Here is a 24,869-nt window from a genome sequence, read left to right as displayed (position 1 = left end):
TAATATGTTATAATTGATTTAGTTAACCGTTTAAAGGAGGAACGCTCATGAGTGAAACTATTTTTGAAAAGATTATAAAAAAAGAAATACCTGCACATATTGTTTATGAAGATGATGAAGTGTTAGCTTTCCTTGATATTACTCAAGTGACAAAAGGCCATACTTTAGTCATTCCTAAAGAACATGTTGCTACTATTTTTGACTATTCGGATGAACTAGCTGCGACGGTATTCAGCCGTGTTCCTAAAATTGCACGCGCATTACAACGCGCCTTTCCAGAAATGGTCGGATTAAATATTTTGAATAACAACGGCGAACAAGCGTATCAAAGTGTCTTTCACTCACACCTTCATCTCATTCCACGTTATGGAGCGACTGATGATTTCGGATTAAAATGGGGCACTAACAACGATCACTATACAGCGGAGGACTTAAAAGCATTAGCTGAAACTATCCGCGCCGCACACGAGGAGGCTTAATGATGTTGAAACAGTTTATGAAAGGGATTATCTTTGGTAGCTTATCAGGTAGTATTATTGCGTTACTATTGAATCCTAATGATGGCGAAACAAACCGTAAGCAACTCAAAGAAAAATTAGATGAGTTAAGTGGTGATGTACAAGAAGTTACGAATAGTACGAAACAATTAACGCAATCACTTGAGCAATTACAAAACGAAGGTCTACGTGGTGTTAAAGATTTTACTGAAGAAGTACAATACAAAGCACTTAACTTCGAGAAAGAAATTGAACCGCGTATTCAACGTATTCAAGAAGCGATTATGCGCTTAAAAGGTAACGTTGAAGAAGCAACTGAAAAAATTGCATCATCTGACAAATCTTAATTCAAAAGATCAACTGCACCTCGACTAGACTTTGTCGGCTGGTGCAGTTTTTTATTTGGAATGACTTATATTTTTTATTGGAAATGTTTCATTTTTCTTGTTGTAATTTCCACTCATTAAATTTTAATTTTTTAAACAAATTCTCATTTTTTACTTGATTTTTCACCCTATCTGTTTTAAATTAACAGTAATTCAAATTTGTTCGAAGGAAAGAAAGGAGCGTTTGTTTCATGACAAACACTACAAAAAAGTTTTCTTTTTTGGACTATGTCGGCATCGCCTCGATGTTGTTTGGTCTATTTTTCGGAGCAGGTAATTTAATCTTTCCTATTTTTTTAGGGAAGCAAGCCGGCTCATTAGTTTCGATTAGTATTTTAGGATTTCTTGTCTCTTCCGTTGGATTTCCTCTTTTAGGGGTGATTGCAATTGCGATGACTAGAAGTAATGGATTATTTGACTTAACGTCTAAAGTTCATCCCGCTTATGCCTATTTTGTAACGATATTGCTGTATTTAACGATTGGACCACTTTTTGTTGTACCACGTTTAGCAACAGTTTCTTATGAAGTAGGATTAAGTCAAGTGTTTGATTCTCCCTCGCCATTATATTTAATGTTATTTACCATTATATTTTTTGTGCTTGTTTTAATTTTTTCATTGAAACCGGGAAATATTTTAGACATTGTGGGTAAATTTTTAAACCCGCTCTTTTTATTCTTTTTAAGTTTCTTAATTATTGCTTCCTTTGTCTTTCCGATGAGTAGTTTAGATCAAGCCATCCCTACACCTGTTTATGCGAGCACCCCTTTCTTAAAAGGATTTTTAGATGGGTATAACACTGTAGATGCATTAGCAGCATTAGCCTTTGGTATTATAGTTGTAAATACAGTGAAAGCAAAAGGTGTGACGCATCCAAAAGACGTTTCTTCACACGTTATTAAATCAGGCGCATTGGCCGTTGTCGTAATGGGTATCATTTATGTTGCTCTAGCGTATATCGGTGCGTTCACTGCCCCCGTATATGGTGATACGCAAAATGGCGGTCAAATTTTAAGTTTAGTGGCGAGTCATTATTTTGGTCGTTTTGGTCAAGTTATACTCTTCCTAACCGTTGCATTAGCCTGTTTAAAAACTGGTATTGGTTTAATTACTGCTTTTTCTGAAACTTTTATTGATATGTTTCCTAATGGACCAAGTTATAAAACGTACGTTATTTTAACAACAAGTTTTTCATGTGTAGTAGCTAACATTGGTTTAACGCAGTTAATTCAATTAAGTGTCCCATTACTCATGTTCCTTTATCCATTAGTCATTGTTTTAATTTTTCTATCGATTTTATCGCCACTATTTAATCATGCGCCGTCTGTCTTTTTATTGACGTCATTATTTACATTGCCGGTCGCTATTATCGATGGGTTAGCACAAACACCTGAACACATTCAACAAATGATTGGCTTCGTTCGTTTTTACGATCAAGCAAAAGAAACGGTACCGTTCTTATCGGTTGGAATGGGTTGGATTATTCCATCACTGATTGGCTTTATTTTCAGTTTCATTCTCTACCGCATCAGACAAAATCGTTCAGTCTCTCCGTAACATTGTTAAATCCTTCATACAATAAAATTTGAACAAAAAAAACACGACATTATGTCGTGTTTTTTATTTTATGCTAACAATAAACTGTCATCAGATAACCGCTCGCCTACACTTTGATAAAATAAGTCAAGTAATTGCGGCATCGTCAAGTTGGCTTTATCCGCTTGATTCAAATCTAAGGCGATACGTCCTTTGTGGAGCATAATTAAACGATTACCGTATTTAAGCGCATCACTCATATCATGTGTAATCATTAAAGTTGTTAATTGATGTTTTTGGACCACGCGATTCGTCAATTCCATAACAATTGCGCTCATGCGCGGATCTAAAGCAGCTGTATGCTCATCTAGTAGAAGCAACTCAGGCGTTTGTAAGACGGCCATCATTAAGGTGACGACTTGGCGTTGCCCTCCGGATAAAAAGCCCGCATCCGTCTCTAAACGATCTTCTAAGCCCATATTTAATTCCGCTAGCTGCTCACGAAACATATTACGCATCGCTGGTGTCACACTTTTACGAAGTGTATGACGTTTGCCTCGACTTAATGCAATGGCTAGATTTTCTTCGATTTTTAAGTTTCGCGCTGTACCGAAATTAGGATCTTGAAACACCCGTCCTAACCATTTCGCTCGTTGCGTGGCATTCGTGCGTGTTATAGGTTCGCCTTTTAACAGTAATTCTCCTGCATCAGGAAATAACGTACCCGCTATCATATTCATTAGCGTTGACTTACCCGCACCGTTCCCACCAATTACTGTAATAAAATCGCCTCGTCGAATATCAATGCTTAGTCCCTTTAACACGTGATTCTCATTAATCGTTCCAGCACCAAAAGTTTTTTGTATGTTAGTTAAACTTAATATATTTTCAGTCATCGCTTTCTCCTATCTATTATTTCGCTTGATGTTACGATTCGTTTGAAAGGCTTTCGTGGCATGAGGCGCCCATAAAATAATTGCTAAGGCGATGGCAGAGAGCCCTTTTATATCGCTTGGTGTAATCGGAATAAATGCTTGTTGCATGACAAAATCAATCACTAATCGATAAATAATTGAACCAGCGACAATTGTTAAGAATCGTTGCCCAATCGTTAAATTGTGGAACAATACTTCCGCAATAATGACTGAAGCTAATCCAATCACAATCGTTCCAATCCCCATACTAATATCCGCATAACCGTTATTTTGAGCCAGTAATGCACCCGATAAAGCAATTAATCCATTACTAATCATATACGCTAATACCATCATTTTTTTCACGTTAATGCCATTAGCCGTACTCATCATTTGATTATCACCAGTTGCTCGTAATGCCAAACCAAAAGATGTATTTAAAAACCAAACTAATACGCTAATGACTAAAATAACCATTAATAGTCCGACGATAAAACCGGCCCATTCATCCGAAATTCCTAATGATTGCACTTTTAAAATTAAAGTCGGTGTAGTCATTAAAGGAATATTCGCCCGTCCCATTAATCGTAAGTTAAAAGAATACAAACCGGTCAACACTAAAATTCCTGTTAATAAAGAAGGAATGTGCATCTTCGTATGAAGAAATCCGGCCACTCCACCCGCTAACATCCCACCAATAAAACTAGCTAATGTGGCGACAATTGGTGAATAACCATGTACGAGTAATTGCGCACAAATGGCTGCCCCCAATGGAAAACTTCCTTCTGCTGATAAATCAGCAATATCTAACAATCGAAACGTCATATACACCCCGATTGCCATTAATGACCAGAAAAACCCTTGTGATACACTTGAAATTATAATATCCATTCCATCCCTCTTCCCTTTATCTTTTTCATTTATTTTGTCTTATCATGCGTCGTTATTATTTGAGTTGATCCGTCACTTCTGTTGGAATATTCAATTGATTCGCAATCGATTGATTAATATGTAAATCAAAAGTTGCGGGGGCTTCAACTGGTAAATCTTGAATCGTTGCTTTACCTTGATAAAGTTGAACCGCCATTTCTCCCGTTTGATACCCTAATTGATAGTAATCTACACCATACGTCGCTAATACATAATCAAACATCGCATAATCTGCGCCGACAGTTGGCAATTGATACCGTGTTAAGATTGGTCCAATCGTTGCGATTGATGATGTAATCGTATTATCTGTCGGTAAATACATGCCATCGACTTGTCGCGCTAAATTAATAGTAGCTTGTTGCACGTCATTCGTTGAACTCACACTCATTGCTTTCACTTGAATTCCTTTTTGCTTAGCCACTGATAATAGTTCGTTCAATTGTTGGATGGAGTTTTGCTCTCCTCCGTTGTAAATAAATCCAATCGTCTTTAAAGTCGGTTTCACTTGTAATAAAGTATTGACACTACGTTCAACAGGAATCGCATCTTTTGTCCCAGTTATATTTGCCTCTGGATGCTTTTCATCTTGAATTAATTGAGACGAAACTGGATCAGTCACCGCTGTAAATAAAATAGGTGTTTCTTTTTCATTCATCGCCATCGCTTGTGCTGCAGGTGTTGCAATAGCAAAAATTAAATCTTGCCGACCTTTAAATTGCTGACCAATACTTTGTAAGTTAGCTTGATCTCCTTCAGAACTTTTGTAATCAATTTGAATCGTGTCACCATCTACCAGTCCATTATCGGATAATGCTTGCTCAAATCCCTCTACTGCAGCATTGAGTGAAGCATGATCCATAAATTTAGCAATTCCTATACGGTAACCGGTCGTCTCGGTTGAACGCTTTTGATTGGATACATAGTGGCCAGCCAATATAATTAAAATGAGCCCCCCTACTATGACAAACATTTTTGTCATCAATTGTATATATTGTTTCAACATATCATTCATCCTTTCATTTCGGTTATAAAAAAAGACACCTATTAAAAAATAGGCGTCACTATCAATGGTTTGATTGGTGCGTTCGCCTTTATTGAATTGATCTACAAGGCAAACAGAATTCATCATATCAACCACATAGATACAAACCGATTCAATTCGTTTGTATCCATGTTTTGAAAACATTTTTACAAACTGTATCTCATGTAGTAATAATAAGAAAGTAACTCGAATGACGGAATAACATTTAATTGAATACTTCTTTTATTAAAAATTCTCATCATTTATCATCCTTTCTTATTTGTATGCTCATTATTTTATAATAGTTTTCTCATTTTGTCAAGACGACTTTCATTTTCAAAGATGACTCATAAGTATCGATGAATACTCTTTAACGCAAGATTTCTTTCTCTTCTCTTTTTGATACGCTAACAAAACATTAGAAAATAAAGAATGAATTCGGTATACTAAGTTCAAAATGATTAATACTCAAGGAGGAAAATGAATGAAGATTTATTTTGCTGCACCGCTTTTTTCAGAATCTGAACAACTTTACAACGCAACAGTTGTCGAAAAAATTCGTGCAACTTACCCAGAAGTAGCTGTTTACTTACCACAGGAAGCAGTCGCCATTAATGACAAGAATTCATTCGCGAATAGTCAACAAATTGCACAATATGATACCGACGAACTACTCGCTTCACAGTTAGTAATTGCTGTGCTAGACGGAATTACGATTGATGCAGGTGTTGCGAGTGAGATTGGCGTGGCTTTCCAAGCAGGAATTCCGATTTTAGGATTATTTACCGATGTGCGTCAAAACGGGGCAACGAACCAACAAAAGCTTGATGCATTACAAGAGGTAGCAGAATCACAATTCCCTTATGTTAACTTATATACAGCGGGACTAATCAAGAAAAATGGAAAAATTTTATCAAGCAGTTCTGACCTAATTGCAGAAATCCAACAATATTTACCTTCACATTAAACACAAGGAGTGGAATAAATGACTCGATTCAAAACGGCATATCAACGCATGCGCCAATTGTTAAGACCTTTTGACTACGTAGTTATTGGGTTAATTATCGCCTTGTCTTTTGTTCCACACGTCATTTTTGCGTATCAACATGCACAAATGCCTGAAGGAACAGAACGGATCGCCATTGTCAAAATACGCGGTGAAATTGTTGATCGATTCTCATTAGAAGAAGACTTACATATCGAAAAAACGTATCATCCAAGTAAAAGTCAATGGAATACCATTCAAATCGACGGCAACCGTGCTCGTGTCAAAGAAGATAATTCCCCCCATCAAATCGCGGTGAAAACTGGTTGGATTGATCGCCCCGGCCAAGTAGCTCTCTGCTTACCACATGACCTTATTTTAATTATCGAAGGCCAAGCAGAAGCAGAAGCAGACGAATTGATTACACCACTTTAAAAGATACCCATCAATAAAAAGGATGCCCTCTTTTCATTATAAGGAGGCATCCTTTTTTGTTGTGTTTTCAAATGCTAAACGTCCACCTATTTATACTTATCTCCCACTCCCTTTTCACTTCACATAGGTGGCGACTCCTGCGGGATAAGCAAGTGCTGAAAATCCTTAGGGTGAACCTTCTGTGAACACTAAGAGTTGAAGCCTTGCCCGCGGAAAGCGTCCACCTATTTATACTTATCTTCCACTCCCTTTTCACTTCGCATAGGTGGCGACTCTGAATACCCTTTTTCCCAACAAAAAAAGCATAGCCTAAAACTAGACTACGCTCATTTAATCATTTAAAAGAAAATCGATAAAACCAATAACACAATCCATGCTACATTAAAGAGCACAAACGTTTTAATCGTCTCAATAAACGTTTCCGACTTACTCGGATAAGCCGTCAACTTTCTCACCTTCTTAAAGTATATTGGAAGAAGGAAATACATCAATAAAGCAAAAATCGGATAATATCCTACTAATATCTCTACCGTTAAATAGAACCACGGAATACTTGCTAAAAACCAATATAACATTTTAGCCTGCGGAACACCTATATAATAAACTAACGTAAACCGCTCATTCCGAATATCCGTATCCACATCCGATAAATTATTTGCTAACATAATGTTAGAAATTTGTGCGACTAACGGAATACTATGCCAAAAAATACGTAACGTTGGTAAAAAAGCGAAAAAGACCGTTACACTTCCGCGTTCCCAATCAAATTGTGACGTTAATAACTCTGGATAATAAGACATATATACTGCTAAAAAGAAAATACCGAACCCCATCGTGACTCCTGAAAAAATTTCGCCTAAAGGCATACGTGATAAAGGCAGCGGCCCAAACGTATAGAAAATCCCAACAATATAACAGAGTCCACCAAGAACTAATAGTAAAAAGTCCGTCCGATAAACTAAAATTAATGAAAAAATGACTGACACACCAATTAATCCAAAAATAATTTGATGAGCTATTCGAGGATTTAGATGCGCACGCCCAATCACATTTTCTTCGTACTTATACGTCATATCAAGTGCTTTATGATAATCCATCGTATTATTAATCGCTGTTGTTGCCATATCAAACATTAACATCGCTAAGAAGAAAATAAATAAATTCAATCCATTCAACGTATGATAAGTTAAATAACTAAACAACACCCCAATAATAAATGGAAAAAGACTCGCTAATTTTGTTTTGATTTCAACTAATTCTAAAAAAACCGGCAAAGTCATCGGCTGATAACTCACTGCTTGAGTGGGTGTCTCACCGTAATCACTAATTCCCACGATATGCATTAATTGTTTCCATCTTGTATTGATCATTGGTTAATTGAAACCTCCCTTCTAATCCTGAGCTTGTTATCACGCGATGATCTTTTAAAACAAAGACTGCTTCTACTTCATCTAGTGATTCGATTAAAGCGAGTCCGTCTTTCACTCCTAAAGCGAATAACGTCGTTGAAAGTGCGTCGCCATCTACTGATTCTTTCGTAAAGACACTCACACCCGAAATATCATTATCGACTGGGTAACCTGTTTTTGGATTTAAAATATGATGGTACATTTTTCCGTCTTGTTCAAAAAAACGTTCATAAATACCACTCGTTACAATCGAACTGTCTTTAATAATTACACTCCCAACGACTTCTCCACGTGTTTCGTCAGGATCTTGAACACCAACATTCCACCCATCTTCTCGGCTTGGCGATTGTCCCATCACTACCACGTTACCACCTAAGTTGATAATAGCTGTTGTAATACCTTTCGATTCAAACAATTCTTTTAATCGATCGGCAATATACCCTTTCGCAATCGAACCGATTTGAACACCCATTCCCTTTTGAGGTAAATAAACCGTTTGCTCATCTGGCTTAATTTCAATTTGTTGATAATCAATTAAAGGTAAGGCTGCTTTAATTTCTGATTCTTCTGGTACACGTGCTTGATCCGTCCCAATTTGCCATAAACGAACGATTGGATCCACCGTTAAGTCGAAGTAGCCTTGGCTTTTTTCTTCATACGGTTGTCCGTCTAATAAGACGTCAATCGTATCTTTTGAAACTTTAACCGGATGATCTCCTGCCGCTTGATTAATTTGTTTCACTTCACTTTTAGTTCCATTGGGTGACCAAATATCATCAAAATGCCTTACTAAGTCAAACGCTTCTTCCATCACTTTTTCTTGTCCATCATGATAAATCTTTAACTGAACGACTGTATCTAAATAGGTCTCTGTTTCAGTCAATGGTGTTTTTGACACCGCTAATTCTTTCGTTTGTGTCGACTGATTCGTACAACCGATAAAAATCATCAGACTTAACAAACAAAGGAACCATCTACTTTTATATTTGAATATTTTATTCATTCGTTCACCTCCGTTGTATTACGTATATTATATATAAACCGAGTGAATAAAAAAAGAGACAAGATCGAATTGAAAAAACCCCGCCATCCGGTTCACCAGATTTTGGGGTTCGTTTCAACTACATATCTAATTCTAAGCGCTCATGCTTAAAATTATTTTGCTTTAATAGTGTCTGTCTTACCTTCTTGAGCTGCTTTAATTAGTTGCATTGCATAGTCTTTGAATGATTCAGATGTATGAGTCGCACCTGAAACTACTTCAACTTCCATTGGATTTTGTTTTTCAACTAATTCAGCGTTTAATTTTTCCATTGCTTCTTTAACTGATGTACCTGTTTTTTCTTTCATTGACTTATTGTACTCTTCGTCTTCTGATTTTAACTCGCCTTTTTCATTTTTGTAGTCATAGTTTGAAGCAACGATTTTACCGTCTTTTACTTCCATTGTGAAGTCTACCATCCAACCATGTTCGTCAAGATCAGTTTCTAATTTGTACATACCATCTTGTAATGGCTCATCTGACATGTCCATGTCTTTATCCATTTCCATGTTTTCGTCAACTTTTTTGTCCATATCTTTTTCTACTTGTTCTGTTTTAGCTGCTGTATCTTCTTTTTTATCATCGTTAGAGCTACCACATGCTGCTAATACAAAAACAGATGATAGTAATAATGAACTTTTAATTAATTTTGATTGAATTGTCATAGTGACATCCTCCTAATATATGTTTTACGTTATATAAAAATATAACGGTTACAATAAATTCATTATAACAAATTCATTGATTATTTCCAAACCATACCCTTTTTTTCACAATTGTAAAGTATGCAACAAATATTTTATTAATAATTACGTTGACAAATGACTGCGCTCAAACGTCGGATATCTTCAGGGACATTAGGCCCTAATTTATTTAATAGCACATCTGCTCTTTTTTGATATAAATCAATTAAGCGACGAGTAGCGTCAAATCCCCCAGCCCGTTCAATCGCTTCTGATAGATGCGTTAAATCACCTGCTGAAAAGGTGCGTCTATCCTTAAGCCAATCTTTAAGAGCGGGATCATTTTCAATGGCGAACAGTAATGGCGCTGTAAAAATTCCATTTTGAACATCTTGTCCAGCTGCTTTTCCCATGGCTGAAGCAGTCGATTGATAGTCCATTAAATCATCCACCAATTGAAAGACCATACCAATTAATTCACCATATTGAAAAGCTAGCCGTAACGTTCGTCTAGACGCTTGCTCGTCATACCGTCCAGCGAAACAAGCTGCACCAAAGAGCCGTGCGGTTTTCCCTTTAATCTGATGCAAATAATCACGAATGGTCATTTTAACGTTAAATTGATTATCCAATTGACGTAACTCACTCGTTAAAATTTTGTTAGGTTGCGGTATGCGATAAGGACTTTTATCCCAAGCAACGTCTGTTTGATGCAACAGTTTAAACATTAAACCAAATAAATAATCACCGCTATAAATTGCTACCCGATTCGAATGGGTCACATGCATAGCAGGTACATGACGACGTGTATCGGATTGATCAATAACATCATCATGAATTAAAGTAGCCAGATGAAATGTTTCAAGCGCACAAGCTGTGTAAATAATGGACGATTCTGTTCGATCGGCCATTTTTGAAAATAAATAACAATAACTAGCTCGTAAATATTTTCCTGAGCTATTCACATACTCTTTTATTTTATTTTCCATATCTGGAATAGGCAGATGAATTTCATGGAGTAAAGTTTGTTGAACGGTTAAACGAAAGGAATCCAGCTCTTCAAAGTTTTCAAATATTTTATCCGTCATCGTAATCTCCTTTCTCCTTTAAGCGAGCTCATCTACTCGCCTCATTCGGTATTTTTTTATCGTTTGATACAAAATGAGACCTATTCAATCCCCCGATTGAAATAGGTCTCGGTCGATTCAATTATTAACTCATAATGAATCGATTGTTATTTATGAAATCAATTATTTAGTTGGATAAATATGATTGGTTTTACCATACCACCACTGACTGAGACGTTTGCCAATCCATGGCATCACGTAGTAGTCTAGACCAAATGTACGTCCTGCGCCAGCCATTAATGCGATGGCAACTGGTACAAACCAAACGTTTGCCCAATAGAACATACCTGATAAACTAAACATTACAACAAATCCAACTGTAGCAGCTGATGTTAACCATACGAATAGACCAACGATTAAACATAAACCAATACCAATTTCAACTAATGTCATGAATTTTTGCATGAATAGCGCCATATCTTGGTGAGGCATCATCACTTTCATAATAGCTTCAAACCATTTTGGCATTTTACTGAATACCATCATTGGTTCTTCACCGTAAGCATAACTTAAACCAAAGATTGGTTTACCCGCTTCTTGAACCGCTTCAGATGCACCACTTGTTGGATCTTGTAACCATTCGAATGGCATCATAACATCTTTACCAAACCATGATGTCGTTCCAAACCAACCGAACATTTTCTTCAATCCTTCGAACAACCACATTGATCCGTAGTATAAACGAAGTGGAATTAACCATAGACGGTTACCATGTGAAGCTAAATGACCGCGGAAGATATTCCGTTTTTCTTTAATTTCAAAGAACTCATGTTGGACATATTTAACCATATAATAGCCTGAACGAATCGTGAAGAAGTACAACAAGTTCACCATATGTTTCATAAACATTGTGATGAAACCTGATAGATGATATTTATTCATTAAGTAAGCAACACCATAGCGTGAGCCAATCGATACCATGAATCCATCATATTTTCCTTTATAAGCTTCTTTTTCTGTTCCCTTAATTGAAGCAATGATGTTATGTGCCGCTGTTTCACCTGTTTGTTCCGCTGCTTGAACGATTTGAGGTGTTGGGCTGCCGCCTTTATCTTGTTCTTCGTAATAAACTAAGTCCCCAATAACGTAAACATCTTCTTCGCCTTTTGCTTGTAAATACTCATTAGCTACTAAACGATTGGCACGTGCTTTTTCTAAACCTAAGTGCGCCGCATCAGAAGTTGCGCGAACCCCTGCTGTCCAAATACATGTGTAAGTTGGTAAGATAGCACCATCACCTAATACTACATGGTCTTTTGTAACTTCTGTAATACCGTTTCCGATGATTGTTTGAATACCTACTTTATGCATGTATTTCATCGCTTTTTCGCGTTCTTTTTCAGTCACCATGTTTAAGATTTGAGGTGCAGCTTCTACAAGAATAACAGAAAACTCGTTTAAATCTAATTTGTATTCACGTGCTAATGTTTCTGTCCATTCATATAATTCACCAATCATTTCTACACCAGTGAATCCGGCCCCACAAACCACAAATGTTAATAACGCACGACGACGATCTGCATCATGTTCGTTTTGTGCTTCTTGACACATTCTTAAAACGTGATCATGAATTGCTTCAGCATCTTCAATAGACCATAAAGTAAAACCTTCTGTCGTTACACCTGGTACGCCAAAGTCGTTAGGCTCGCCACCCATACCTAAAATTAAATAGTCATAGTTAAATGTTCCATTTTTTGCGACAACTTGTTTTTTCTCACGGTCCACATTAACAACTTCATCGGTCACTAAGTTAATGTTTTTTAAACGCGCAAAAATACGTTGTAAATCATATTTAATGGCATGACGATCTACACGTCCACCTGCTACTTCGTGTAACTCGGTCATATAAGTGTGGTATGATTTTTTATCAATTAATGTAATATTAACTGATTGGTCTTTCTTGAATTCTTTTGACAATTTTCGCGCCGCTGCAATTCCACTGAAACCAGCGCCGACAATTACGATTTCTTTTGTCATTATATCTCTCCTTCTATTTTGCTGACTTCATTTACTCAGAAATAATAGCATGATGTGTTGCATAAAATAATAAGTTTGTTCAATTCTGCACTTGTTAACGTATAAAAAAAACAATAAGCAAATGAAAATCATAGTCATTATAACAAAGTTTACCTCAAACTTCCAAAGATAGACTTGTGAAATGGAAAAATAAAAAACATGCACATGATGTCTATTTAGCTCACGTACATGTTTTATATCATTTATTTTAAGTCCAACTGTCTTTTTTCTGGCGCTGTACCATCGATTGATGCATAATACGTAATTTAGGAATACGCGCTAATAAATAATTGCCACAGACACCAACCAATATACCACTCACTAAGCCGGTCACTGATAACACCGGTAAATAAAGTAAGACGGTAAAGCTACGTGCAATTAAACTGGCAACTACTAATTGCCCGAAATTGTGCATGAAGCCACCTAAAGTCGAGACACCAATCACACTGATCCAACGTGGTCCTAGTTGTTTCGCTAGTAACATCGCAAAATAACTTAAAAACGCCCCCGCAAAACTATACAAAAAGGTAGAAAGCGTCCCACCGAGTAATGTCCCGACTAACAAGCGTAACCAGACGACTTTCAGACTGTCACGAACATCTAAAGTAAAGAGCGCGATAATGGTGACTAAGTTAGCTAATCCTAATTTGGATCCGGGTGCAAAACTAATAACAATCGGAATCATCTGTTCGAGTAACCCAATCACAATGCCGTATGCTGCTAAAAGCGCTATATACATGATGATTCGTTGTCTTGAAACCATTACACCTCTCCTTTCTGATTATTCGTTTTTTACATCGTTTTAATATCTTTCACTAACGTTGCGCTTGTTTCACTTGTTCAATTAAATATTTTACTTTTTGTTCAATCGTTTGAATCGTTTCAATAAATACTTCATCCGGTTGACCTGTAGGATCATCTAATCCCCAATCTTCCATTTCATACACGTAAGGTAAAGTCGGACAAGTCACGTTGCAACCCATTGTTACAACTTGTTCAACGGCCGGAATATCCGTCATCAGTTTAGATGATTGCGTTTCTTCCATATCGATTTGATGCAACTCTTTCATTAAACGCACCGCATCTTGATTAATTTGTGGCTTTAACGCCGTTCCCGCTGAATACACTTCTAGTACGTCTGATCCGTATTTTTTTGCTAATGCTTCAGCTATTTGACTGCGACATGAATTATGTACACAAACAAAGGCTACTTTCTTCTTCATAATGTCCTCCTCTGAACAATCACTTCTTCCACTTATCTGTCGAATAAAGGGTAGATACTCATTTTATAGGGTTTAAGTCAATAATTCAAATGCCACGCCAGTTTATAGTTACGGCAATTAATCAGCATAATTGTTGCATAAAAAAAGGCCTTTAAGAAATGACGAATCACACTTCTTAAATGACCTTTTCTTTTAAGCTATATTTTAATTAACCAAAGAAGGCTAATAACACACCAGCTGCAACAGCTGATCCGATTACACCCGCAACGTTTGGTCCCATTGCGTGCATTAATAAATAGTTAGAAGGATTATATTTTTGTCCTTCTTTTTGAACAACACGTGCTGCCATTGGTACAGCAGAAACACCGGCCGCTCCAATCATTGGATTAACTTTACCTTTTGTTAATTTATACATTAATTTACCCATTAGAACACCTGAAGCTGTTCCAACAGAGAATGCTAATAACCCTAAAATAATAATTTTTAAAGTAGTTGGTGATAAGAATAAGTCACCGTCTGCTTTCGCACCAACTGTTAATCCTAGTAAAATCGTAACAATATACATTAATGAGTTTTGAAGTGTTTCAGTTAATTTAGGGACAATTTTAATTTCACGAATTAAGTTTCCTAACATTAAACACCCAATTAAAGTCGTTGCGCTCGGTACAATTAAACTAACAAAAATAACAGTAGCAATCGGGAAAATAATTTTTTCCTTTTGAGACACGGCCCGTTGCTGTGTCATCACGACTTGACGTTCTTTTTCAGTAGTTAATGCACGAATGATTGGCGGTTGAATAATTGGAACAAGTGCCATATATGAATAAGCCGCTAATGCAATCGCTGATAACAAGTGTGGTGCTAGACGAGTCGTTGTAAAGATTGCTGTTGGACCATCTGCTCCACCGATAATCCCAACGGAAGCTGCTTCATTTGGTGCCATTCCTAATAAAATAGCTAGGAAATATGCGGCGAAGATACCAAACTGTGCAGCACCACCTAGTAAAATCGTCTTTGGATTAGCAATTAACGGACCAAAGTCAGTTGATGCACCCAAACATAAGAAAATTAATGGTGGATAAATTCCTAAGTTCGTTCCTAAATATAAGTAATAGAGCAAGCCCCCTGGGTTGCCATCAGATGCATGATTCATTAATCCAGCAAGTGGTAAGTTGACTAATAACATACCGAATGCGATCGGTACCATTAAGTATGGTTCATATTGCTTTTTAATTCCTAAATATAAGAATCCAAGCGATAAGACGATCATAATGACATTATTAAGTGTTAAGTTCATCAACCCACTTGTTTGAATCATTTGTTGAATGGTTTCAAACATATTACCCCTCCTATAATGTCACTAATAATTCGTTAGATTCAACCGTTTGTCCTTTTGCTACGTGAACAGCTGATACAACTCCATCTTGCGGCGCAATAATTTCATTTTCCATTTTCATTGCTTCTAATAAGACTAATGTGTCGCCTTGTTTTACTTGTTGTCCAGCAGTTACTAAAACATTTAATACGTTTCCTGCCATTGGTGCATTAACAGTCACACCACTACCTGATGAAGCTGGTGCCGGTGCTGGCGTTGCTGCTGGAGTTGGCGCTGCTGGTGCTTGTTCAAATGCGTCTACTTCTTTTAGTGTGACTTGATAAACTTTACCATCCACATTTACTTCATACTTTTTCATTCGATTTCCCTCTCTTTTCAAATATTTTTCATTTATCTTATTTTTTTGTGATTAACTTAAGCGTTCGATGGATTCAACGACAAAATGACGGTCACTCATCTCTTCACTCGCTACCGCTAATGCGACAAGCGCTGCAACGCGACGATACTCGTCATCTGCTTCTGTTGTTGGTTGACTAGTCGGTTGTGCAACTGGTGTTGGTGCGGGTGCCGGTTTCTCCATAGTGGCAAACTTTTTGAAAGTTTCCATCATAAACATTAAACCGACTAAGACGATGAACACCATCAACATCGCAACAATTAATAATTGAAATGCATCAGCAATTGGATTCATCTATTTCCCTCCCATCTGTGCATATACGCGCACTACTTCATCAGACAATGTTGCTTGTTCTTCTACAACTGGATTCCGACGTTTCGTTAAATAGTCTTTTCCTACTTGTGCAAACAATGCGTAGATTAAGACATCTTCATCATTTTCAGCTAATTCACCAATTTCTTGTGTCAGTGATTCAAATTCTGGTTCAATATGATTTGCTGGGCGATCATGAATAACGACATCATCATGAATAATAGAACGACGGAACTCTTCGTCAACTGGAACTGGTGATTTACCGTATTCTCCACGTAAGTAACCTTTCACTTCATTCGGAACCATTTTGTAACGTTGGCCACTTAACACGTTCATGGCAGCTTGTGTTCCAACCATTTGACTCAATGGTGTAACAAGTGGTGGGAAGCCTAAATCTTCACGCACAAGTGGTACTTCTTTCAATACTTCTTCGTATCGGTTCGTTGCACCAGCTTGTTTTAATTGAGAATACATGTTGGATAACATACCGCCTGGCACTTGATAAATGATGGCACGTGGATCAGGTGATAACATTTTCGGATCAAGTAATCCTTCTTCAATATATTTCTCTTTTAATGGACGGAAGTAATCAGCAATTTGTTCTAAAATGCGGACATCCACACCACAATCATAACCTGCTTCATTTAAAGCAATAACCATCGATTCTGTCGCTGGTTGACTAGTTCCTTCACTCATTGGTGAAATCGCGCAATCCACACGGTTAGCCCCTGCTTCAACAACTTTTAAGTAAGTCATATAAGCGACACCACTTGTCGCGTGTGTATGCACAATAATAGGCACATCAATGGCTTGACGTAAACGACTCACCAATTCAGCTCCACGTGTTGGCGTCAAAATACCGGCCATATCTTTCACGCAGATTGAGTCTGCTCCCATGTCTACCATTTCTTTCGCTAACGCTTCGTAATATTCTAACGTGTGCGCTTCACTAATGGTATAACAAATAGTTAATTGTGCTTCTTTTCCTGTTTTCTTAACGGCACGTAGCGCTGTTTCTAAGTTACGCACATCATTTAGCGCGTCAAAAATACGGAAAATATCAATCCCATTTTCTGCAGATAATTGAACAAAGCGTTCAACTACATCATCTGCATAGTGACGATACCCTAATAAGTTTTGTCCACGAAGAAGCATTTGAAACGGCGTATTCGGCGCTAATTTCTTCATTTCGCGCAGCCGCTCCCATGGATTTTCGTTTAAAAAACGAATACATGCATCAAACGTCGCACCACCCCAACACTCAAGCGATGCATAACCCGCTTGATCCATTAAAGGTAAAATAGGTGCCATATCTTCAAACGGCATCCGTGTCGCCATCAAACTTTGATGCGCATCACGCAACACTGTTTCTGTAATTCCTACTTTTCTTTGCATACGAACTCCTCTCCCTTTTGTAAAGCGTTTTCAACACTCTTATTCTATCATGTTTCATTTATCATAACACGACTTTACTATGAAATGTTCAATGAATATGTTTTTTGGGTGTACTTTGTTTACTTTAACACAAACAAAAAGAAAGTGATGAAAAGATTCTTTCATCACTTTCTTGATTTCTCTAACTTTATTGAATATATCCCCACATTGGCTGTGTCTGTCCATTTTTGCGTTCACGAATTACCATCCATCGTCTTTTGCCACTTGCTCCAATCCAACTAATCCAGACATACCCGTCAATCGGATCCACTTGCACGCGATCATAATGAACATGCTCGCCACGAACGTACTGTCCGACGATATCACTTGTTACACTAGGTGCTGAACGAATATTAATCGTAGTCGATGGATAAAACGTACCACGTTCTTCATATTGCTTCACTTGATTCACTGCTTGTTGTTGTCGAGAAGATTCAGTTATATGAGTGATGGATTGCTCTGAATGATTTTGCCCTGCCGTTTGAATGAGTCGTCTTAATGCCTGCATATCGCGGCCCGGACAACTATTAGATTCATGTCCACGAAACTCTCGATGCCCTAAAACGCGATGCGGTGGAATATTCAAATTACGACACCAATATTGAATGACCGCCACTAATACTTCATTTTGCCTTGAAGTAAACGATCCATTTCCCGCCACACTAATATGAAATACATAATGATTGTGGTTGCCCACACCATTTGTAATTTGGTCAGGTTGATAATTCCATTCCACTTGACTGGTTCGCCGAATATAGACGTGGTATCCTCCTGTTCCCCAACCATGAGCGGTCCGCCAATAATGTTCCAGCCGCTCGGACGGTTGATCGACGGATACCCCCGTATGATGAATACCTAGATGGGTCACTTGATTCACCGAACGTTTCGGATTTGAAAATGGTGCAATGTTTCTTCGATCAATCACCGTAATGCCTAATTCTTTCATTGCTCGCACAAAATTCATCACTAGTTCCTCCCTTTTTTCATTTAGTATTTGAAAAAAAGCCAAGTAGACGTGAATCTACCTGGCTTGGTCGCTTTGTTTTTTAAAAGACTGATTTAACTTCACGTTCAACGTAACGTGCGCCGACTACTTGTGCATACATTAATTCGCCATCACGTTTATAGATTGCCGCGTCCACAATCGCTTGCATAACCGGCTGTACTTCTTCTTCTGTTAAGTCAGGTTTCGGGAAACGAATCACGATTTGTGTGGCCTTCCCTACTTCATTTTTAAATTGTAATTGTAATTCATTTGTTTTCATTGAATAGCCTCCTTTTATTAAATCAGGTTGTTACTTTTATTTGATTATTGACGGATTAACTTAATTCCGTATCGACAAATTCGACTTCTTCCACACTAAATACTTGATCTAATGGATATTTCACGAGTGTATCTAACTGCTTAGCTAATTGAAGCGCTTGATCTTCTGTTACCTCATCAATAACGTGTTGTAACGTCAGACGCTGTTTCTTTCCTTCTTCTCCGATAAACTCCATGCGTAAAGTGCCCTTCTTAAATAAACGTTTCATGTGACGTCCTCCTTTTATTGTGGTTGTCTAACCGGTTGACACTAATACATACGTTTCAGTCATTCAAAGTGTTACCTCAAATCTTCTAAAGCAGAGCGTATGGCATAAATACGTTGATACAATGTCTTTCTCGATATACCAAATTCTTTTGCTAAGACTGTTTTAGTTGGCTGATCCCAATACAAGCGCAAAAATAATTCGTGTAACTCACTTGGTAACCGTTCAAGACACTCATCGACAAAACTTTGTTCGTAACAATCGACTGCTCCTTCACCCTCCATACTAGACGGATCATCCATTAACCAGCGTTGACGATCGTGCAATCGAAACAAATCAAGCAAATGCCATCTAAAGCGTCGTTTAAAATAAGCAACAAATTGATAGCGTTCATCACCTAACGGATCCCCTTTAAATTCTTCTCCTATCGTTAGCAATAAGATGAAGCCATTTTGAACATAATCTTCATAATCAGCCGTCTTTGGATTCACTTGTAATTCCTTTAATACACTATAAACTGCTCCGGCCATTTCGTTAACTAACATCGTAGCATCTATTTGAACTGTTTTCATAAGATAGTCCTTCAGCTTTGATCAAAGCAAGTTGTCAAGCACTTGCACCTTTAAAATAGCTCGGTTTATATTGCTACACTACAAGCAATTTTCACTCTTAAACGTCAAAATAACAAACGCAATTAAAAACATATGTATTTCTACATGCGTTTTCTTCTATTTCACTTATGAACAACAAATGAGTTGGTATCTCTAAAAAAATGTCTTATATCACGCACAAAATTGACAAGCTAATGCATAAAAATCCAATTGTTCTTTTTTTGCGTATACGCTATTTTTAAATATTAGGGTGCATTTAAATTTTTTGCACAAAAAAAGCAACAACTCTTTCGAATTGCTGCTTTTATTAAATGGTTATTCATGTTGTACAGTTGTTATAAGTTGTTATATATTTTATAAGTTGTTATATGTTGTTATAAATTCTTAAACAAGGATCATCTTTTTAAATTCGTTCATTCAAGTTTTTGTGACGTAATGTAATATTTAATAAAATACCACCCAATACTCCACCAATGAACCAAGCTAATAAATACATGAACGGATGGGTTACCCCATTGGCCATAACGGCAAAAATACCACCGTGAGGCACTTTACTTACGACACCAAACGCCATACTTAACGCACCAGATACGCCTGCTGAAAACGCTAGGGCAGGAATCACTTGTAATGGTGCAGATGCTGCAAAAGGGATCGCTCCTTCTGTTATAAATGCCGCACCCATAATAGTGTTAACGTACGCACTATTACGTTGTGCTTCTGGCCATAAGTTTTTATTCATAAATGCTGACATAGCAATTGCTAATGGCGGAACCATTCCACCAACCATGACAGCTGCCATTACATTCGATCCTGCTCCATTGGAAGAAGCGACTAATGCAGTAGCTGTTACATAAGCGGCTTTATTAATTGGACCACCCATATCAATTGACATCATGGCGGCTACAACAAAGCCCAATACGATACTCCATTCAGGTGGAATAGATTGGATGAAACTCATTAAGCCGTTCATCACCGCACCCATTGGACCGTTGATGACGAATAACATCAACACTCCCATCAAGGCAACCCCAAAGACAGGAAAAATAAAGATTGGCTTCATACCTTCTAATGATTTTGGCAACCAGCTAAATGCTCGTTTTAAGACCCAAACAATACCTCCCGCTAAGAAACCAGCGATTAAAGCGCCTAAAAAGCCACTTGGTACAGTGTTTTCAAAAACACCTGTTGCACTAAAATCAGAAATAACACCAGGATTCGCAAAAATCCCACCCATTAAACCAATCACTAGCCCTGGACGATCAGCAATCGACTGGCCGATAAATCCAGCTAAAATTGGTAACATCATCGCAAATGATAATTTCCCTAGTGTCATTAACACTTGTGCGAATTGGTTATATTCTGGACTTTCTGGATTAAACGAGTTAATTCCCCAGAAGAATGACAAAGCGATTAACAAACCACCAGCAACGACGAATGGTAACATGTGTGACACGCCATTCATCAAATACTTATAAAATTGACGCCCTAATGATTCATTTCCACTTAAATCGTCCATTAATTGTTCACCAGCTTTCGCATGATAAATTGGCGCTGATTGACTTAACGCTCGATCGATCAACTCACCTGGTTTATTAATGCCGTCCGCTACTTTTGTGACAATGACAGGTTTGCCATCGAAACGAGCCATCTCTACTTGTTTATCTGCTGCAACAATAATTCCATCAGCACGCTTAATATCTTCACGCGTTAAACGATTGCCTACACCCGTTTGTCCATTGGTTTCTACTTTTATTTCAAAGCCTCGTTCATGAGCAGTTTGTTTTAATTTTTCTTCTGCCATGTACGTATGCGCAATACCCGTTGGACATGCTGTAACGGCTAATAAATAAGGGACGTGATCCGTTGTCTCTTCGGCATCTTTTACTGATACAGATGTTTCACGTTCCGTTTCATGCGATTCAAAAACCGCCATGACTTCATCCGGTGTTTGTGCTTGACGCAACGCTTGTTTCGCTTGTGGTTGCATCAACACTTGCGATAAACGTGCCAACGCTTCTAAATGTTCGCCGCCTCCTACTGGTGCTGCAATCATAAAAATTAATTCCGCCGGCTGTTGATCAAATGAATCCCATTCAATCCCTGCTTGTGATCGTCCAAAAATAATGGCTGCCTGTTTAATTGAAGCATCTTGTGCATGAGGAATCGCAATCCCTTCACCAACACCAGTTGTTGATTGCGCTTCACGTGCTTCTAACGCTTGAACAAAGCGCGCTGTATCTTCAATACCGCCAACTTGTTTAAATTGTTCCGCTAAGTATTGCAACGTCGCTACTTTGCTCGTTGTTTGTAGATCCAAATCCATCGCGCGATACACGAGTAAATCTGTTAATTTCATATCAACCTTCCCCTTTTTACTATTATCTTTCTTCGACTTGAATCATTGGTAGTAACGCTTCAATTTTTTCGCGTGTCGCAATACCCACAGAATACGCTGTAGCACTACCTGTTGCCGCACCTCGTTTTAAGCTATAAAGTGGATCAGATGTTTCCATATAAGCTGAAACAAATCCAGCTAACATCGAATCCCCTGCCCCAACAGAATTTACGACTTCTCCATCCGGTACATTCGAATGATAAACACGTCCATCTTCCGTTAGTAGAAGCGCCCCGTCGCCTCCTCGTGAAACAAGGACGTGACGTGCACCCATTTGTTGCAATTCTTTCGCATAACGTAAAATATCTGATTCATTTGTTAATGTAACATTGAATATTTCACCTAATTCATGGTGATTCGGTTTGATGATGAATGGTTGATACGGTAAACAAGCTACTAGTAACTTTTGGTTCGTATCCAATACAAGATGTGCCCCTACCTTTTGACATACTTGTGCGATTTGCACGTAATGTTCAGCAGTTAACCCTGGTGCATTGTTGCCGGCTAAAAAGACATAATCTGACGCAACTAATTGATTCGTCAAATAAGCGATTAACTGTTCAAAGGATTCACTTGAAATAGTAGGTCCTAAAGCATTAATCTCCGTCTCTTCAGTCGCTTTCAACTTCACGTTAATTCGAGTTGTACCATCAATCGGAATAAAGTTTGTCATTACTCCTTCAGAAACTAAAACGGATTCGATTAACGCTCCTGTAAAACCACCTAAAAAACCGGTTGCTACATTTGTATGCCCTAGCCGTTGCAAAATAATGGAGGCATTAATCCCCTTACCACCTGCAACATAGTCATCTTTTTTCGTACGATTCAACGTTCCAGGTTCAAACTGTTCAACTTGTAAGACGACATCTACTGCTGGATTTAATGTCACCGTATAGATCATCATTCAACCTCCTTTATGGTTGTTGATTTCCCGTACAATTCCCGTTGATCATTCGTTAGCTTCGTTGTCAAAATGACTGCATCCGATAATGGCGCCACTTGGCAAAAACTAACTTGTCCAAATTTACTCGGATCGACCAACACATAACGTGCATCACCTTGATGCAATGCAAATCGTTTAATTGCTCCTTCTTCTTCATTAGGTGTTGTCCATCCGTAAAAAGGATCAACCCCATTCATTCCAAGAAAGACACGATCAAAGCGATAACGTCGCATTTGTTCTTGCGCCGCTATTCCTACAACAGCTAAAGTCGAGGCTCTAACATGTCCCCCAATCAATGTCGTTTCAATGCCCAACTGCGTCAGTTGCTGTGCATGCTGAACGCCATTAGTAACGACGTGAACAGAACGACCGGCTAAATAAGGAATCATTTGTTGTGTTGAAGTTCCTGCATCTAAATAAATGACATCATGATCACTTACTAACGTACAGGCTAATTGTGCGATTGCCTTTTTATCTTCATGATGTGCTTGTTCTTTTTCTGATAATGCTATTTCTTTACTTAATTGATATGTAATTCTCGCCCCTCCATGGACACGAACGAGTTTGCCTTGTTCTTCTAATTGCGTTAAGTCACGTCGAATCGTCGATTCCGATACATCTAAAGCTTCAACTAAATCGATTAACTTAACCATTTGATCCGTTACCAAACAATTCAAAATACGTTCGTGTCGTTCTTCTGTTAACATTTGTTCTCACCTCATGACATGATTATAACCTTTTATTATGAATGTTTCAATCACATTCGATCAAAAACGTTCACTTTTTTAAAAAAATTGACCGATTTGTGTCTGACTAGGTCTTTCATTTTGTTTTTGTTATAATAGTAACACATTCAAAATATAGGAGGAACTACAGATGACAGATAAATTTCTACACACGTGTATTCGTGTTCAAGACTTAGAAGCATCATTAAAATTCTATCATGAGGCTTTTCAATATGAAGAAAGTCGTCGCAAAGATTTTCCGGAACACAAATTCACTCTTGTATATCTATCCTTACCTGGTGAAAAAATCGAATTAGAATTAACTTATAACTATGATCACGGTCCATACGAAATCGGTGACGGATACGGTCATATTGCCATTCAAGTGGACGATTTGGAAGCGCGTCACGCAGAACATGTGGCAGCTGGCTTTGACGTCACTGAATTAAAAGGACTTCCAGGAACAAAACCAAGTTACTACTTCGTTAAAGATCCTGATGGATATAAAATTGAAGTAATGCGTCCTAAATATTTGGAAGCTTAATTTAATGACTCGAAACGATCCAGAAATGGCTCGTTTTTATTTTTGCAGTCTTATTTAACATAGTAATAAACAAAAAAACCACTCCTAAGAGTGGTTTGTCATATTTTTAAATTAGTCTTTATAAATATTAACTGCTTGTAAGCCACGTTGACCTTCTTCAATGTCATACGTTACGCCTTGGCCTTCATCTAATGATTTGAAACCGTCGCCTTGGATTGCTGAGAAGTGAGCGAATAAATCGTTGCCGTCTTCACCAGTAATAAAACCAAAACCTTTGTCTGCGTTGAACCATTTCACTGTACCTTTATTCATATATAATTCCTCCTGTTGTGCCATCTAGGACACGATTTGTTGCAATAAACGTTGATTGTAATACCAGAGGAATGTTTTATGTTTCTCTTGTTACTTCACAATATTGATTACTATGTTAGTATAACAT

General features: G+C 37.8%; 28 protein-coding genes. 6 read left to right on the top strand and 22 right to left on the bottom strand.

Translation table 11 applies throughout. The features are described 5' to 3' along the window. The first annotated feature begins 47 nt into the window (after positions 1 to 47). From L866_RS0102550 to brnQ, 3 genes are all read left to right on the top strand, one after another. The gene (locus tag L866_RS0102550) at positions 48 to 479 is read left to right on the top strand and encodes an HIT family protein (RefSeq protein ID WP_025728859.1); all 432 of its coding nucleotides are present in this window, start codon (positions 48 to 50) and stop codon (positions 477 to 479) included. A 2-nt stretch (positions 480 to 481) separates the two neighbouring features. After that, positions 482 to 844, top strand: coding sequence for a YtxH domain-containing protein (locus tag L866_RS0102545; protein ID WP_025728857.1), 363 nt, complete (start codon positions 482 to 484; stop codon positions 842 to 844). 230 nt (positions 845 to 1,074) lie between these two features. Further along, positions 1,075 to 2,439, top strand: a complete 1,365-nt coding sequence (brnQ, locus tag L866_RS0102540; protein ID WP_025728855.1) for a branched-chain amino acid transport system II carrier protein — start codon at positions 1,075 to 1,077, stop codon at positions 2,437 to 2,439. A gap of 68 nt (positions 2,440 to 2,507) precedes the next feature. On the opposite strand, the gene L866_RS0102535 is transcribed toward brnQ, so the two are convergent. Genes L866_RS0102535 through L866_RS0102525 form a run of 3 tightly spaced genes read right to left on the bottom strand, consistent with a single transcriptional unit; the run spans position 2,508 to position 5,448 of the window. Next, positions 2,508 to 3,314: an ABC transporter ATP-binding protein gene (locus L866_RS0102535; RefSeq protein WP_025728853.1), complete on the bottom strand. Its 807-nt coding sequence runs from the start codon at positions 3,312 to 3,314 to the stop codon at positions 2,508 to 2,510. 9 nt (positions 3,315 to 3,323) lie between these two features. Further along, positions 3,324 to 4,223 carry an ABC transporter permease gene (locus L866_RS0102530; protein ID WP_025728851.1) on the bottom strand — a complete coding sequence of 300 codons (900 nt, stop codon included), beginning with the start codon at positions 4,221 to 4,223 and terminating at the stop codon, positions 3,324 to 3,326. 55 nt (positions 4,224 to 4,278) lie between these two features. Next, positions 4,279 to 5,448 (bottom strand): ABC transporter substrate-binding protein, encoded by a 1,170-nt coding sequence (locus tag L866_RS0102525; protein WP_025728849.1) that lies wholly within the window; start codon positions 5,446 to 5,448, stop codon positions 4,279 to 4,281. A 319-nt stretch (positions 5,449 to 5,767) separates the two neighbouring features. On the opposite strand from L866_RS0102525, the gene L866_RS0102520 reads away from it, so the two are divergent. Both L866_RS0102520 and L866_RS0102515 read left to right on the top strand, forming a co-directional pair. Next, positions 5,768 to 6,250, top strand: a complete 483-nt coding sequence (locus L866_RS0102520; protein WP_025728847.1) for a nucleoside 2-deoxyribosyltransferase — start codon at positions 5,768 to 5,770, stop codon at positions 6,248 to 6,250. An 18-nt stretch (positions 6,251 to 6,268) separates the two neighbouring features. Continuing rightward, complete coding sequence (locus L866_RS0102515) at positions 6,269 to 6,703, top strand: NusG domain II-containing protein (RefSeq protein WP_025728846.1); 435 nt, start codon at positions 6,269 to 6,271, stop codon at positions 6,701 to 6,703. Between the two features lie 338 nt (positions 6,704 to 7,041). On the opposite strand, the gene L866_RS0102510 is transcribed toward L866_RS0102515, so the two are convergent. The 18 genes from L866_RS0102510 to L866_RS0102425 form a co-directional block, all read right to left on the bottom strand. Beyond that, positions 7,042 to 8,073, bottom strand: a complete 1,032-nt coding sequence (locus L866_RS0102510; protein WP_245578425.1) for a 1,4-dihydroxy-2-naphthoate polyprenyltransferase — start codon at positions 8,071 to 8,073, stop codon at positions 7,042 to 7,044. Continuing rightward, the gene (locus L866_RS0102505; protein ID WP_025728842.1) at positions 8,027 to 9,115 is read right to left on the bottom strand and encodes an FAD:protein FMN transferase; all 1,089 of its coding nucleotides are present in this window, start codon (positions 9,113 to 9,115) and stop codon (positions 8,027 to 8,029) included. Before L866_RS0102505 ends, L866_RS0102510 begins: the two co-directional genes overlap by 47 nt. Before the next feature lie 152 nt (positions 9,116 to 9,267). After that, positions 9,268 to 9,819: an FMN-binding protein gene (locus L866_RS0102500; protein WP_035446007.1), complete on the bottom strand. Its 552-nt coding sequence runs from the start codon at positions 9,817 to 9,819 to the stop codon at positions 9,268 to 9,270. A gap of 137 nt (positions 9,820 to 9,956) precedes the next feature. Continuing rightward, the gene (locus tag L866_RS08435; protein ID WP_025728840.1) at positions 9,957 to 10,925 is read right to left on the bottom strand and encodes a polyprenyl synthetase family protein; all 969 of its coding nucleotides are present in this window, start codon (positions 10,923 to 10,925) and stop codon (positions 9,957 to 9,959) included. A 162-nt stretch (positions 10,926 to 11,087) separates the two neighbouring features. After that, positions 11,088 to 12,941, bottom strand: a complete 1,854-nt coding sequence (locus L866_RS0102490; RefSeq protein WP_025728839.1) for an FAD-dependent oxidoreductase — start codon at positions 12,939 to 12,941, stop codon at positions 11,088 to 11,090. Between the two features lie 247 nt (positions 12,942 to 13,188). Beyond that, positions 13,189 to 13,743 carry a Gx transporter family protein gene (locus tag L866_RS0102485; RefSeq protein ID WP_211236676.1) on the bottom strand — a complete coding sequence of 185 codons (555 nt, stop codon included), beginning with the start codon at positions 13,741 to 13,743 and terminating at the stop codon, positions 13,189 to 13,191. A 52-nt stretch (positions 13,744 to 13,795) separates the two neighbouring features. After that, the gene (locus L866_RS0102480; RefSeq protein ID WP_156919500.1) at positions 13,796 to 14,203 is read right to left on the bottom strand and encodes an arsenate reductase ArsC; all 408 of its coding nucleotides are present in this window, start codon (positions 14,201 to 14,203) and stop codon (positions 13,796 to 13,798) included. A gap of 208 nt (positions 14,204 to 14,411) precedes the next feature. Next, entirely contained in the window at positions 14,412 to 15,542 is a 1,131-nt protein-coding gene (locus L866_RS0102475) for a sodium ion-translocating decarboxylase subunit beta (RefSeq protein ID WP_025728835.1), read from the bottom strand. A 10-nt stretch (positions 15,543 to 15,552) separates the two neighbouring features. Then, positions 15,553 to 15,897: a biotin/lipoyl-containing protein gene (locus L866_RS0102470; RefSeq protein WP_025728833.1), complete on the bottom strand. Its 345-nt coding sequence runs from the start codon at positions 15,895 to 15,897 to the stop codon at positions 15,553 to 15,555. Positions 15,898 to 15,948: 51 nt separating this feature from the next. Next, the gene (locus L866_RS0102465; RefSeq protein ID WP_025728831.1) at positions 15,949 to 16,230 is read right to left on the bottom strand and encodes an OadG family protein; all 282 of its coding nucleotides are present in this window, start codon (positions 16,228 to 16,230) and stop codon (positions 15,949 to 15,951) included. After that, entirely contained in the window at positions 16,231 to 17,643 is a 1,413-nt protein-coding gene (locus L866_RS0102460; protein WP_025728829.1) for an oxaloacetate decarboxylase subunit alpha, read from the bottom strand. 187 nt (positions 17,644 to 17,830) lie between these two features. Then, positions 17,831 to 18,646, bottom strand: a complete 816-nt coding sequence (locus L866_RS09010; RefSeq protein WP_025728827.1) for an SH3 domain-containing protein — start codon at positions 18,644 to 18,646, stop codon at positions 17,831 to 17,833. 82 nt (positions 18,647 to 18,728) lie between these two features. Beyond that, positions 18,729 to 18,947, bottom strand: a complete 219-nt coding sequence (locus tag L866_RS0102450; RefSeq protein ID WP_025728825.1) for a DUF2922 domain-containing protein — start codon at positions 18,945 to 18,947, stop codon at positions 18,729 to 18,731. Positions 18,948 to 19,002: 55 nt separating this feature from the next. Beyond that, the gene (locus L866_RS0102445; RefSeq protein ID WP_025728823.1) at positions 19,003 to 19,215 is read right to left on the bottom strand and encodes a DUF1659 domain-containing protein; all 213 of its coding nucleotides are present in this window, start codon (positions 19,213 to 19,215) and stop codon (positions 19,003 to 19,005) included. A gap of 71 nt (positions 19,216 to 19,286) precedes the next feature. Further along, complete coding sequence (locus L866_RS0102440; protein ID WP_025728821.1) at positions 19,287 to 19,784, bottom strand: sigma-70 family RNA polymerase sigma factor; 498 nt, start codon at positions 19,782 to 19,784, stop codon at positions 19,287 to 19,289. A gap of 442 nt (positions 19,785 to 20,226) precedes the next feature. Continuing rightward, complete coding sequence (locus L866_RS0102435) at positions 20,227 to 22,179, bottom strand: PTS fructose transporter subunit IIABC (protein ID WP_025728819.1); 1,953 nt, start codon at positions 22,177 to 22,179, stop codon at positions 20,227 to 20,229. Between the two features lie 22 nt (positions 22,180 to 22,201). After that, positions 22,202 to 23,122 carry a 1-phosphofructokinase gene (gene pfkB / locus L866_RS0102430; RefSeq protein ID WP_245578424.1) on the bottom strand — a complete coding sequence of 307 codons (921 nt, stop codon included), beginning with the start codon at positions 23,120 to 23,122 and terminating at the stop codon, positions 22,202 to 22,204. After that, entirely contained in the window at positions 23,119 to 23,868 is a 750-nt protein-coding gene (locus tag L866_RS0102425; protein WP_025728816.1) for a DeoR/GlpR family DNA-binding transcription regulator, read from the bottom strand. The genes pfkB and L866_RS0102425 overlap by 4 nt, the downstream gene beginning before the upstream one ends. Positions 23,869 to 24,037: 169 nt before the next feature. Here L866_RS0102425 and gloA point away from each other — a divergent pair, with 169 nt between their 5' ends. Beyond that, positions 24,038 to 24,430, top strand: a complete 393-nt coding sequence (gene gloA / locus L866_RS0102420; RefSeq protein ID WP_025728815.1) for a lactoylglutathione lyase — start codon at positions 24,038 to 24,040, stop codon at positions 24,428 to 24,430. 111 nt (positions 24,431 to 24,541) lie between these two features. Here gloA and L866_RS0102415 read toward each other — a convergent pair whose 3' ends face one another. Next, the gene (locus tag L866_RS0102415) at positions 24,542 to 24,742 is read right to left on the bottom strand and encodes a cold-shock protein (protein WP_025728813.1); all 201 of its coding nucleotides are present in this window, start codon (positions 24,740 to 24,742) and stop codon (positions 24,542 to 24,544) included. Positions 24,743 to 24,869: the final 127 nt, after the last annotated feature.

Source organism: Atopobacter phocae ATCC BAA-285 (assembly GCF_000526675.1).
In the GTDB taxonomy this organism is placed as follows: domain Bacteria; phylum Bacillota; class Bacilli; order Lactobacillales; family Aerococcaceae; genus Atopobacter; species Atopobacter phocae.
This window is presented reverse-complemented; position numbering and strand designations above follow the sequence as displayed.

Excerpts from the sequence above, each read along its gene's own strand:
- L866_RS0102505 (WP_025728842.1), bottom strand. The coding sequence starts at position 9,115 with ATGAATAAAATATTCAAATATAAAAGTAGATGGTTCCTTTGTTTGTTA.
- L866_RS0102545 (WP_025728857.1), top strand. The coding sequence starts at position 482 with ATGTTGAAACAGTTTATGAAAGGGATTATCTTTGGTAGCTTATCAGGT.
- L866_RS0102515 (WP_025728846.1), top strand. The coding sequence starts at position 6,269 with ATGACTCGATTCAAAACGGCATATCAACGCATGCGCCAATTGTTAAGA.
- pfkB (WP_245578424.1), bottom strand. The coding sequence starts at position 23,122 with ATGATGATCTATACGGTGACATTAAATCCAGCAGTAGATGTCGTCTTA.
- L866_RS09010 (WP_025728827.1), bottom strand. The coding sequence starts at position 18,646 with ATGAATTTTGTGCGAGCAATGAAAGAATTAGGCATTACGGTGATTGAT.
- L866_RS0102465 (WP_025728831.1), bottom strand. The coding sequence starts at position 16,230 with ATGAATCCAATTGCTGATGCATTTCAATTATTAATTGTTGCGATGTTG.
- L866_RS0102550 (WP_025728859.1), top strand. The coding sequence starts at position 48 with ATGAGTGAAACTATTTTTGAAAAGATTATAAAAAAAGAAATACCTGCA.
- brnQ (WP_025728855.1), top strand. The coding sequence starts at position 1,075 with ATGACAAACACTACAAAAAAGTTTTCTTTTTTGGACTATGTCGGCATC.
- L866_RS0102435 (WP_025728819.1), bottom strand. The coding sequence starts at position 22,179 with ATGAAATTAACAGATTTACTCGTGTATCGCGCGATGGATTTGGATCTA.
- L866_RS0102485 (WP_211236676.1), bottom strand. The coding sequence starts at position 13,743 with ATGGTTTCAAGACAACGAATCATCATGTATATAGCGCTTTTAGCAGCA.
- L866_RS0102520 (WP_025728847.1), top strand. The coding sequence starts at position 5,768 with ATGAAGATTTATTTTGCTGCACCGCTTTTTTCAGAATCTGAACAACTT.
- L866_RS0102445 (WP_025728823.1), bottom strand. The coding sequence starts at position 19,215 with ATGAAACGTTTATTTAAGAAGGGCACTTTACGCATGGAGTTTATCGGA.
- L866_RS0102440 (WP_025728821.1), bottom strand. The coding sequence starts at position 19,784 with ATGAAAACAGTTCAAATAGATGCTACGATGTTAGTTAACGAAATGGCC.
- L866_RS0102535 (WP_025728853.1), bottom strand. The coding sequence starts at position 3,314 with ATGACTGAAAATATATTAAGTTTAACTAACATACAAAAAACTTTTGGT.
- L866_RS0102530 (WP_025728851.1), bottom strand. The coding sequence starts at position 4,223 with ATGGATATTATAATTTCAAGTGTATCACAAGGGTTTTTCTGGTCATTA.
- L866_RS0102450 (WP_025728825.1), bottom strand. The coding sequence starts at position 18,947 with ATGAAAACAAATGAATTACAATTACAATTTAAAAATGAAGTAGGGAAG.
- L866_RS0102510 (WP_245578425.1), bottom strand. The coding sequence starts at position 8,073 with ATGATCAATACAAGATGGAAACAATTAATGCATATCGTGGGAATTAGT.
- L866_RS0102490 (WP_025728839.1), bottom strand. The coding sequence starts at position 12,941 with ATGACAAAAGAAATCGTAATTGTCGGCGCTGGTTTCAGTGGAATTGCA.
- L866_RS0102470 (WP_025728833.1), bottom strand. The coding sequence starts at position 15,897 with ATGAAAAAGTATGAAGTAAATGTGGATGGTAAAGTTTATCAAGTCACA.
- L866_RS0102525 (WP_025728849.1), bottom strand. The coding sequence starts at position 5,448 with ATGTTTTCAAAACATGGATACAAACGAATTGAATCGGTTTGTATCTAT.
- L866_RS0102480 (WP_156919500.1), bottom strand. The coding sequence starts at position 14,203 with ATGAAGAAGAAAGTAGCCTTTGTTTGTGTACATAATTCATGTCGCAGT.
- L866_RS08435 (WP_025728840.1), bottom strand. The coding sequence starts at position 10,925 with ATGACGGATAAAATATTTGAAAACTTTGAAGAGCTGGATTCCTTTCGT.
- L866_RS0102460 (WP_025728829.1), bottom strand. The coding sequence starts at position 17,643 with ATGCAAAGAAAAGTAGGAATTACAGAAACAGTGTTGCGTGATGCGCAT.
- L866_RS0102475 (WP_025728835.1), bottom strand. The coding sequence starts at position 15,542 with ATGTTTGAAACCATTCAACAAATGATTCAAACAAGTGGGTTGATGAAC.
- gloA (WP_025728815.1), top strand. The coding sequence starts at position 24,038 with ATGACAGATAAATTTCTACACACGTGTATTCGTGTTCAAGACTTAGAA.
- L866_RS0102500 (WP_035446007.1), bottom strand. The coding sequence starts at position 9,819 with ATGACAATTCAATCAAAATTAATTAAAAGTTCATTATTACTATCATCT.
- L866_RS0102425 (WP_025728816.1), bottom strand. The coding sequence starts at position 23,868 with ATGTTAACAGAAGAACGACACGAACGTATTTTGAATTGTTTGGTAACG.
- L866_RS0102415 (WP_025728813.1), bottom strand. The coding sequence starts at position 24,742 with ATGAATAAAGGTACAGTGAAATGGTTCAACGCAGACAAAGGTTTTGGT.